This window comes from Microbacterium sp. BF1 (genome assembly GCF_019279095.1).
GTDB lineage: Bacteria > Actinomycetota > Actinomycetes > Actinomycetales > Microbacteriaceae > Microbacterium > Microbacterium maritypicum.
This window is the reverse complement of record NZ_JAGYWT010000050.1, coordinates 1-9,425: the sequence shown is the minus strand read 5'-3', so window position 1 is coordinate 9,425 and position 9,425 is coordinate 1. Positions and strand designations below refer to the sequence as shown.

The following is a 9,425-nucleotide window of genomic DNA, read 5'->3' as shown; positions in this document are numbered from 1 at the left end:
GTCTCGAGGGCACTGCACCGCGCCTTCCGGTCAGGTGTGTCGCGCCTGCGGTTCTTCACCGTCCTCGCCGCACTGGTCTCGACCATCGCGGTCGCAGGAGTCCTGATCCCGGTACAGGTGACCGCCATGTGGCGGCCCCGATCGGCCTCATCCTGAGCATCGTCGCCGCCGTGAAGCTCGGCAAAGCCGGACAGCCGAAGGGTCTCGCGATCGCCGGCATCGTCGTCGGCGCGGTCCTGACGATCGTCGAGATCATCCTCTTCATCGCCTTCTTCGCCGCCATCTTCGGCATGTGTGCCGAACTCGGCACAGGCGTCTGGGAGGTCAACGGGGTCACCTATACCTGCGGCTGACCCGTGCGCGACGCAGCAAGCACGAGGGACCGGATGCGTTTCGCATCCGGTCCCTCGTGCGTCGGCTGACGACTACTTCTTGTAGTTCGGGGCCTCGACCACGATCTGCACGTCGTGCGGGTGCGATTCCTTGAGACCCGCCGAGGTGATGCGCACGAACTTGCCGCGCGTCTTGAGCTCTTCGATCGTGCGCGCGCCGACGTAGAACATCGACTGGCGCAGTCCGCCGACCAGCTGATAGGCGACGGCGGAGAGCGGTCCTCGGTAGGGCACCTGCCCCTCGATGCCCTCCGGGATCAGCTTGTCGTCGCTGGGGACGTCGGCCTGGAAGTAGCGGTCCTTCGAGTACGAGGTCTGCTTGCCGCGGGTCTGCATCGCGCCCAGCGAACCCATGCCCCGGTACTGCTTGAACTGCTTGCCGGACTGGAACACGATCTCGCCGGGAGACTCGTCGGTTCCGGCCAGGAGCGAGCCGAGCATCACGGCGTCGGCACCGGCGACCAGCGCCTTGGCGATGTCGCCCGAATACTGCAGGCCGCCGTCGGCGATCACGGGGACGCCGACGGGGCGAGCGGCGAGCGATGCTTCGTAGACTGCCGTGACCTGGGGCACTCCCACACCCGCGACGACGCGCGTGGTGCAGATCGACCCGGGGCCCACTCCGACCTTGACGGCGTCGACGCCGGCGTCGATCAGGGCCTGGGCGCCTTCGCGGGTCGCGACGTTGCCGCCGATGATGTCGATGTGGGCGAAGGACTCGTCGGCCTTCAACCGGCGAACGAGATCGATGACGCCCTGCGACTGCCCGTTGGCGGTGTCGACCACGAGAACGTCGACACCGGCGTCGCGCAGCGCCTCGGCACGCTCCCAGGCATCACCGAAGAAGCCGATGGCAGCGCCGACGCGCAGACGGCCCTGGTCATCCTTGGTGGCGAGCGGGTACTTCTCGCTCTTGTCGAAGTCCTTGATGGTGATGAGGCCGGCGAGCTTGCCGTCGCCGTCGATGAGCGGCAGCTTCTCGACGCGGTGCTTCGCGAACAGGGCGATGACCTCGCCCGCGGCCACGCCGACCGGAGCCGTGACCAGGTTCTCCCTGGTCATGACGTCCTTGACGAAGGTGGTCTGACGCTCGAAGCCCGAGACGAACCGCATGTCGCGGTTCGTGATGATGCCGACGAGCTTGCCCTCGTCGTCGACGACGGGAAGACCCGAGATGCGGTACTTCGCGCAGAGGCTGTCGACCTCTTCGACCGTCGCGTCCTGCGTCGTCGTGATGGGGTCGGTGATCATGCCGGACTCGCTGCGCTTGACGCGGTCGACGTGCGCGGCCTGGTCGGCGATGGAGAGGTTGCGGTGCAGGATTCCGATGCCGCCCTCGCGCGCCATCGCGATCGCCATGCGCGACTCGGTGACCGTGTCCATCGCGCTGGAGAGCAGCGGGGTGGCGACCGAGATGCGGCGCGTGATCCGCGACGAGGTGTCGGCCTCGCTCGGGATCACATCGGTGTGCCCGGGGAGCAGCAGCACGTCATCGTACGTCAGCCCGACGAAGCCGAAGGGATCGTGCTGTTCCATGGATTCTCCTTCTGCGCGAGTCGCGCATGTCCGAGTGCGAGGGGGTGGTCGACGTCGGCCGGTGCGGGGCCGCGGCCCGTATGAAGATTCTAAGCGAGACACGTCCGAGAACATTCCCAGAGCCCCGCCGTTATCGGACTGTTGACACGGACCGTAGGTGAATCGCCGATCGCGCATTACGCTCAAGTGCGTCGTCCATCCCTGCGGTCGAACCCGACATCGCAGAGACACAGCACTCAAAGTGGAGGTTGCGTGGGACCCACAACAATCGCCGTGCAGCGAAAGCGCCCCTGGGTGGTCGCGCTGCTCGCTGTCCTCATGGCGCTCAGCGCGTTCGTGTTCATGCCCCCCTCATCGGCCTCGGCCGAGACGACAGACGACGGGCAGGAGGTCACGGACTTCTACCTGGCCGGCGTCGTCACCTTCGATGACGAACCCGTCGAAGGCGTCGTCATGGCGATCGAAGGCAACGGTTTCAAGGGCGAGACCGAGACCGACGCCGAAGGCAAGTGGCGCCTGTACGTGCCCGAGAAAGAGAAGTACACGCTGACGGTCGACGAGTCGACCCTCCCCGACGGTGTGATCGTCGATGCGAGCCTGCTGCCACCGGGCACGCAGCCGATCGCGGGAACGACCGCCTCCTTCGAGGTCGAGTTCGGTCTCACGGGGACCAAGATCATGAATCTGTTCCTCGGCGAGGGGCAGCGGATCACCGTCTCGTTCATCGACCAGCTGCTCTCGCGACTGGTCGGCGGCCTGAACTTCGGTCTGCTGCTGGCACTGGCCTCGATGGGTGCCGCTCTCATCTACGGCACCACGCGGCTGTCGAACTTCGCGCACGCCGAGATGGTGACCTGGGGCGGCCTCGTCGCCCTCGTCACGACCACGTTCTGGCACCTCCCATTGTGGCTCGGCGTCGCCGCGGCCGTCATCGGCGGCGGCCTGTTCGGCTGGGCGTTGGATGCCGGCATCTGGCGTCCCCTGCGACGACGCGGTCTCGGCGTCGTGCAGCTGATGATCGTCAGCATCGGACTCTCGCTGGCACTGCGCTACGCCTTCCAGTTCATGATCGGCGGCGGCACCTACCAGCTCCCCGGCGCCAGCCCCACGCCGATCCAGTTCGGGCCGATCTCGCTGTCCTACATCGACATGATCGCGATGGGGGTGAGCATCGTGGTGATCCTGGCCGTGGCCTTCTTCCTGACGCGCACCCGCATCGGCAAGGCGACCCGCGCGATCTCCGACAACCCGCAGCTCGCCGCCGCCTCCGGGATCGATGTGGACAAGGTCATCCGCTACGTCTGGATCCTCTCCGGCACCTTGGCGGCCATCTCCGGCATCCTCTGGGCCTACTTCCGCCCCGGTGTGAAGTGGGACATGGGCATGCAGATGCTGCTGCTGATCTTCGCGGCGATCACGCTCGGCGGCCTCGGCACCGCGTTCGGTGCTCTGGTGGGCTCCCTCATCGTCGGGATGGCGGTCGAGGTCTCCACCCTGTGGATCCCGTCCGACCTGAAGTATGCGAGCGCCCTCGTGGTGCTCATCGTCATCCTCCTCGTGAGACCGCAGGGGCTGCTCGGACGCAGGGAAAGGTTGGGCTGATCGCCATGGACTTCGGAAGCATCTTCTCGAACACGGCCGTCTACCTGTTCAGCCCTGTCACCATCGCCTACGCCCTCGCGGCGACCGGCCTGGCCGTGCACTTCGGATACGCGGGACTGCTCAACTTCGGTATGGCCGCCTTCATGGCCATCGGCGGCTACGGCTACGCCATCTCGGTGCTGAGCTTCGGTCTGCCCTGGTGGATCGGCATGCTCATCGGTCTGCTCGGCGGCGCGCTCTTCGCCGTCCTGCTCGGCATCCCGACGCTGCGACTTCGCGCCGACTACCTGGCGATCGCGACGATCGCCGCCGGCGAGATCGTGCGACTGCTGTTCACGACGCAGCTGTTCGACGAATGGACCAACAGCGCCGACGGCCTGGCCCAGTACAACGGCGGGTTCCGCGACGCGAACCCCATTCCCCCCGGGACCTACGGGTTCGGACCCTGGATGTACAGCGCCAACGACCTCTGGAACCGGGTCTTCGGCGTGATCGTGCTCGCCGCGGCCATCCTCTTGGTGTGGGCGCTGATGCGCAGCCCCTGGGGTCGCGTCCTCAAGGGCATCCGTGAAGACGAGGACGCCGTGCGCTCGCTCGGCAAGAACGTCTTCGCCTACAAGATGCAGGCGCTCGTCGTGGGTGGCGTGATCGGTGCCGCGGGCGGGATCATCTTCGTCCTCCCCTCCGCGGTCGTCCCCGGCAGCTACTCGACGTCGCTGACGTTCTTCCTGTGGACCATCCTCCTTCTGGGCGGGGCGGCCACGGTGTTCGGACCGACGCTGGGCGCCGTGCTGTTCTGGGTGGTGTTCGCCTTCATGGCCAACCTCCTGCCCTCCCTGGCGAAAGCAGGCCTGCTGCCGATGTCCGACAGCCAGGCATCGACGCTCGTTTTCGTCTTCGTCGGCATCGCTCTGATGCTGCTCGTGATCTTCCGCCCGCAGGGCATCCTCGGAGACAAGAGGGAGATGACCTTTGTCAAATGAACTGACCCCGGAACAGGTCCCCGGCTCTGCCGAGGGCACGGCGAACGCCGCGCCCGCCACAGGGAGCATCCGACGCCCGAAGACGACCGGTCTGACCAAGGGCGAGGTGAAGCCGGGGGTCGCCAAGGTCGATCCGATCCTCGTCGTCGATGCGGTCCAGCGTCGCTTCGGTGGCCTGACCGCCGTCGACGTCGACCACCTCGAAGTGCCGCGAGGAGCGATCACCGCACTGATCGGCCCGAACGGAGCAGGCAAGACCACGCTGTTCAACCTGCTCTGCGGATTCGACAAGCCCAACAGCGGCACCTGGTCCTTCGACGGAACGAGCCTCTCGGGAGTCCCGTCGTTCAAGGTGGCAAGGATGGGACAGGTCCGCACGTTCCAGCTGACCAAATCGCTCTCGCTCCTCACGGTCCTCGAGAACATGAAGCTCGGAGCTCCGCATCAGCGCGGGGAGGGTTTCTGGTCGAGTCTGTTCCCCTTCCTCTGGCGAGCGCAGGACACCGAGATCGAAGGCAAGGCACGCGAGCTGCTCACGCGCTTCAAGCTCGATGCCAAGGAGAAGGACTTCGCGGCGTCGCTCTCTGGTGGCCAGCGCAAGCTCCTCGAGATGGCCAGGGCGCTGATGAGCGACCCGACGCTGGTGATGCTCGACGAGCCCATGGCCGGCGTCAACCCCGCTCTCACGCAGTCGCTCCTCGACCACATCCTCGATCTGAAGGAGCAGGGGATGACGGTGCTCTTCGTCGAGCACGACATGCACATGGTCCGCCACATCGCGGACTGGGTGATCGTCATGGCCGAGGGCCGCGTCGTCGCGGAGGGACCTCCCGACGAGGTCATGGAGAACCCCGCGGTCGTGGATGCGTACCTCGGTGCGCACCAGGATCTCGACCTGGGCGCGGTCACCGGACGCATCCCGGTGCTCGAGGATGCCGCCGCGATCCGACTCCGCGAGAAGATCGAAGCAGAGGCGGAGGCCGAGCTCGAAGCGAGCGATCCCGCCTCCGGCACAGAGGGGAAGGGCACCGCATGAGCGCGGAATCGCCGACGAACGCACCGCAGAGCGCGCCTCAGGACGACGTCGTGGTCGAGTTGACCGACGTCCACGCCGGCTATCTCCCCGGGGTGAACATCCTCAACGGCGCGAACCTCGTCGCCCGCCAGGGCGAGCTGATCGGGATCATCGGCCCGAACGGCGCCGGCAAGTCGACCCTGCTGAAGGCGATCTTCGGGCTGGTGAACGTGCGCAGCGGCGACATCACGGTCAAGGGCGAGAGCATCGTCGGCCTGAAGGCCGACAAGCTGGTCCGACGCGGGGTCGCTTTCGTGCCGCAGACGAACAACGTCTTCCCGTCGCTGTCGATCGAGGAGAACCTGCAGATGGGGCTCTACCAGAACCCCAAGATCTACACGGAACGGCTCGAGTTCGTCACCGGCATCTTCGCCGAGCTGGGCAAGCGCCTCAAGCAGCGCGCCGGATCCCTCTCCGGCGGCGAGCGGCAGATGGTCGCCATGTCGCGCGCGCTCATGATGGATCCGTCGGTGCTGCTGCTCGACGAGCCGTCGGCCGGGCTCTCCCCCGTGCGGCAGGACGACGCGTTCATCCGGGTGTCCGACATCAACAAGGCCGGCGTCACGACGATCATGGTCGAGCAGAACGCCCGACGCTGCCTCCAGATCTGCGACCGCGGGTACGTGCTCGATCAGGGCAAGGACGCCCACGAGGGCACCGGCCGTGATCTGCTCAATGACCCGAAGGTGATCGGTCTCTACCTCGGAACGCTCGGCACCGACGCAGCCTGAGCCACAGACTCGACCCCACGACAAAGGCCCCGGATCGGATCCGGGGCCTTCGTCATGTGATCGTGTGATCAGTTGGTGCGGGTGATCATGTTGTCGGCACCGTACTTGTAGATGCCGATCGAGGCACCCTGGGGGTCGCCGGCCTCATCGAACGTGATGTCGCCGGAGTAGCCGTCGTAGTCGGCCACGCCGCCGTCGTTGATGATTTTGGCGCACTCGGCGAAGCTGGTGCACTTCTTGCCGTCGCCCGAACCGCCCGAGACCTCCTGCATCTTGGCTGCGATATCCGCGCCCTCGGTGGAGCCGGCCGCGAGCGAGGCCAGAGCCACGAGGATGACGGCGTCGTACGCCTCTGCCGCGTAGGTGAAGTCCTTGACCTCGGGGTTGCCTTCGCCGGTCCAGTAGTCCTGGAGACGGGTGGTGAAGTCATCCGCGAGAGCAGGACCGGCCTTGGTTCCCTGCGCGCCCTCGAGCGAGACCGGGATCTCCGAGCCGTAGTCGGACAGGTTGCCGTCGACCATGTAGAACTTGTCGGCCGAGATGCCGGCGTTCACCAGCAGCGGCGCGATGGTCTTGAACTGGTCGAACGACACGATCGCGACCGCGTCGGGGTTCTGGGCCTTGATCGACTCGACCTGAGCGTCGAACTGCGCGTCGCCGACGTTGAACGAGACCGACTCGACGACCTCGCCGCCGGTGCCCTCGAACGTCGTCGTGATGGCGTCGTTCAGGCCGGTGCCGTAGGCGTCGTTCTGGTAGATGATGCCGAGGCTCTTGGCGCCGTCCTCGGCGATCAGGTTGCCCAGCACCTCGCCCTGCAGCAGGTCACTGGGTGCGGTGCGGAAGTACAGGCCGCTGTCGTCCCACGTGGTGAAGTCGGGAGACGTGTTCGACGCCGAGATCTGAAGGATCCCCGCGCTCACGTTCCCGTCGAGGATGAGCTTGGAGACGCCCGATGCGGCGGCTCCGACGATGGCGGAGACGCCGGCGCCCTGCAGCTTGGTGATCGAGGTCTCGTAGGCCTTGGTGTCGGTGTCGCCCTCGTCCTCGGCCGTCAGGTCGATCGTGACACCGGCAGCGGCCTCGTTGACCTCCTGGACCGCGAGTCCGACGCCGGATTCCATGGGCGGGCCCAGGAATGCCAGCGACCCCGTCTGCGGAAGCAGCGATCCGAGCTTGAGCGTCAGATCGGCTGCGGGCTTGTCGCTGCCGCCGCTCTCCGAGCTCGGAGTGCTGCTGCAGCCGGCGATGACGATGGCGGATGCACTGATCAGTGCGATCCCGGCGAAGACCTTCGCTGTGCGCGAGCCCTTCAATGCGTTCATGATGCTCCCTTGCGTAACTGAACGTGGATTGTGACTGAACGTGGATTCTGGCCACAATCGGGTGCTCTAACACTAGGCCGTGAGTCCTGCGCGCAGGGGTCGCAAGTATCTCGGTGCGTTAACGATCCGACACTGGGTTCCCCGACGGATGAGCCTCGGGATCAGGCCGCTTCGACACGCGGAATCCTGCGCCCCCGACGTGCGGCGAGCAGCAGGTCGACGACGAACACCCCGATCGCGATCCACACGATGATGAAGCCCGCCCAGCGCTCCGGAGGCATCGGCTCGTGCAGGACGACGACGCCGATGAGGAACTGCATCACGGGGGTGATGAACTGGATCATTCCGATCACGGTGAGGTGGATGCGTCGGGTTCCTGCGGCGAAGAGCAGCAGGGGCACCGCTGTGGCGACGCCGGCGAACGCCAGCAGCAGCGCGTGCGGCCACCCGTTCGCCCCCATCGTGATCCCCGTCGTCTGGGCGACGACGATCAGCTGCACCACGGCGATCGGGATGAGCCAGAAGGACTCCAGCGTCAGACCGCTGACCGCATCGACGGCGGGACCGATCTTCTTCTTGATGAGCCCGTAGACCCCGAAGGACGCCGTCAACGACAGGGCGATCCAGGGGAAATCGCCGTAGGCGACGACGATCACGACGACCGCGATCGCCGCGATCGCGATGGCGGCCCACTGCAACCTGCGGATGCGCTCCTTCAGCACGAAGACGCCCAGCAGCACGGTCGTGATCGGATTGATGAAGTAGCCCAGGCTCGTCTCGACGACGTTCTCGCTGAGGGTTCCGATCAGGAACACCTGCCAGTTGACGTAGATCAGAAGACCGGCCAGGGCCGTCCAGGCCAGCAGCTTCGGCTGTCGGAGGATGACGCCGAATGCCGCCCAGCCGCGCGTGAACGTGAGCAGCAGGAGGCAGAACACGAACGACAGCAGCACGCGCCAGGCCACGACCTCCCACGGCCCCGTCGGAACGAGGAGCAGGAAGTAGAGCGGAAGCACTCCCCAGAGGAGGTACGCGGCACCGGCATAGGCCACTCCGGCGGTCTGCGTGGCACGAGTCGTCTCTGGGGGCACCGCACAACCCTACGCCCGCGGCGGCGTCGCGCCCTCGGCCGCCCGGCCGCTGCCGCAGAGTTCGGCAGGAAACCGATGCCCGGTGGCGGACGCAGAAGGGGCCCGGATGCGAAGCGCATCCGGGCCCCTTCGAGGACCTTGACTCTGCCCCTCACGAGGGGCGGGAATCAGATTCCGCAGATCAGCGGACGACGACCGCCAGGACGTCGCGAGCCGACAGGACGAGGAACTCGTCTGCGCCGAACTTCACCTCGGTGCCGCCGTACTTGCTGTAGAGCACACGGTCGCCGACGGCGACGTCGAGCGGAACACGGTTGCCGTTGTCGTCGATGCGGCCGGGGCCGACCGCCACGACCTCGCCCTCCTGGGGCTTCTCCTTGGCGGTGTCGGGGATGACCAGGCCACTCGCGGTGGTCTGCTCGGCCTCGACCTGCTTGATGACGATGCGGTCCTCGAGCGGCTTGATGGAAACCGACACGGTCTACCTCTTCTTTCTTGACGCTGACACGAAAGACTTGTTCGCACTCTCAACCCGAGAGTGCTAATCCAGTCTAGGCGCTCGTCGGCGCTCCGCGCCGATCAGCTTTGAATCCAGTGTTCGATTTGGCCGATTCCCAGCCACGGTGGACGCCCGAAGTCCAAGATTTCGCGGCGAGACTCGTACACGAACGCCCACGTCTGCTTTGGACG

9 protein-coding genes are annotated in these 9,425 nt (G+C 66.2%); 5 read left to right on the top strand and 4 right to left on the bottom strand.

The window, feature by feature from the left end:
* Window positions 1–128: 128 nt before the first annotated feature.
* A complete protein-coding gene (locus tag KZA10_RS03230; RefSeq protein WP_218682159.1) occupies window positions 129–353 on the top strand; it encodes a hypothetical protein in 225 nt (74 codons plus the stop codon).
* A 72-nt stretch (window positions 354–425) separates the two neighbouring features.
* On the opposite strand, the gene guaB is transcribed toward KZA10_RS03230, so the two are convergent.
* Window positions 426–1,928, bottom strand: coding sequence for an IMP dehydrogenase (guaB, locus tag KZA10_RS03225; RefSeq protein ID WP_218682158.1), 1,503 nt, complete (start codon window positions 1,926–1,928; stop codon window positions 426–428).
* A gap of 318 nt (window positions 1,929–2,246) precedes the next feature.
* Here guaB and KZA10_RS03220 point away from each other — a divergent pair, with 318 nt between their 5' ends.
* From KZA10_RS03220 to KZA10_RS03205, 4 genes are all read left to right on the top strand, one after another.
* Window positions 2,247–3,530 carry a branched-chain amino acid ABC transporter permease gene (locus KZA10_RS03220; RefSeq protein ID WP_036322675.1) on the top strand — a complete coding sequence of 428 codons (1,284 nt, stop codon included), beginning with the start codon at window positions 2,247–2,249 and terminating at the stop codon, window positions 3,528–3,530.
* A gap of 5 nt (window positions 3,531–3,535) precedes the next feature.
* Complete coding sequence (locus tag KZA10_RS03215) at window positions 3,536–4,513, top strand: branched-chain amino acid ABC transporter permease (protein ID WP_055870398.1); 978 nt, start codon at window positions 3,536–3,538, stop codon at window positions 4,511–4,513.
* 67 nt (window positions 4,514–4,580) lie between these two features.
* The gene (locus KZA10_RS03210; protein WP_055871190.1) at window positions 4,581–5,549 is read left to right on the top strand and encodes an ABC transporter ATP-binding protein; all 969 of its coding nucleotides are present in this window, start codon (window positions 4,581–4,583) and stop codon (window positions 5,547–5,549) included.
* Complete coding sequence (locus KZA10_RS03205; protein WP_055870395.1) at window positions 5,546–6,319, top strand: ABC transporter ATP-binding protein; 774 nt, start codon at window positions 5,546–5,548, stop codon at window positions 6,317–6,319. The genes KZA10_RS03210 and KZA10_RS03205 overlap by 4 nt, the downstream gene beginning before the upstream one ends.
* Window positions 6,320–6,387: 68 nt before the next feature.
* On the opposite strand, the gene KZA10_RS03200 is transcribed toward KZA10_RS03205, so the two are convergent.
* From KZA10_RS03200 to groES, 3 genes are all read right to left on the bottom strand, one after another.
* Window positions 6,388–7,644 (bottom strand): ABC transporter substrate-binding protein, encoded by a 1,257-nt coding sequence (locus KZA10_RS03200; protein WP_055870392.1) that lies wholly within the window; start codon window positions 7,642–7,644, stop codon window positions 6,388–6,390.
* Window positions 7,645–7,805: 161 nt separating this feature from the next.
* On the bottom strand, window positions 7,806–8,735 hold the full coding sequence (gene rarD, locus KZA10_RS03195; RefSeq protein WP_055870391.1) for an EamA family transporter RarD: 930 nt from the start codon (window positions 8,733–8,735) through the stop codon (window positions 7,806–7,808).
* Between the two features lie 181 nt (window positions 8,736–8,916).
* Window positions 8,917–9,213: a co-chaperone GroES gene (gene groES, locus KZA10_RS03190; RefSeq protein ID WP_017203655.1), complete on the bottom strand. Its 297-nt coding sequence runs from the start codon at window positions 9,211–9,213 to the stop codon at window positions 8,917–8,919.
* Window positions 9,214–9,425 lie beyond the last annotated feature (212 nt).

Bases quoted from the DNA above. Each gene is read 5' to 3' on its own strand.
- KZA10_RS03220 (WP_036322675.1), top strand. From the start codon at position 2,247: ATGGCGCTCAGCGCGTTCGTGTTCATGCCCCCCTCATCGGCCTCGGCC.
- KZA10_RS03200 (WP_055870392.1), bottom strand. From the start codon at position 7,644: ATGAACGCATTGAAGGGCTCGCGCACAGCGAAGGTCTTCGCCGGGATC.
- guaB (WP_218682158.1), bottom strand. From the start codon at position 1,928: ATGGAACAGCACGATCCCTTCGGCTTCGTCGGGCTGACGTACGATGAC.
- KZA10_RS03205 (WP_055870395.1), top strand. From the start codon at position 5,546: ATGAGCGCGGAATCGCCGACGAACGCACCGCAGAGCGCGCCTCAGGAC.
- KZA10_RS03215 (WP_055870398.1), top strand. From the start codon at position 3,536: ATGGACTTCGGAAGCATCTTCTCGAACACGGCCGTCTACCTGTTCAGC.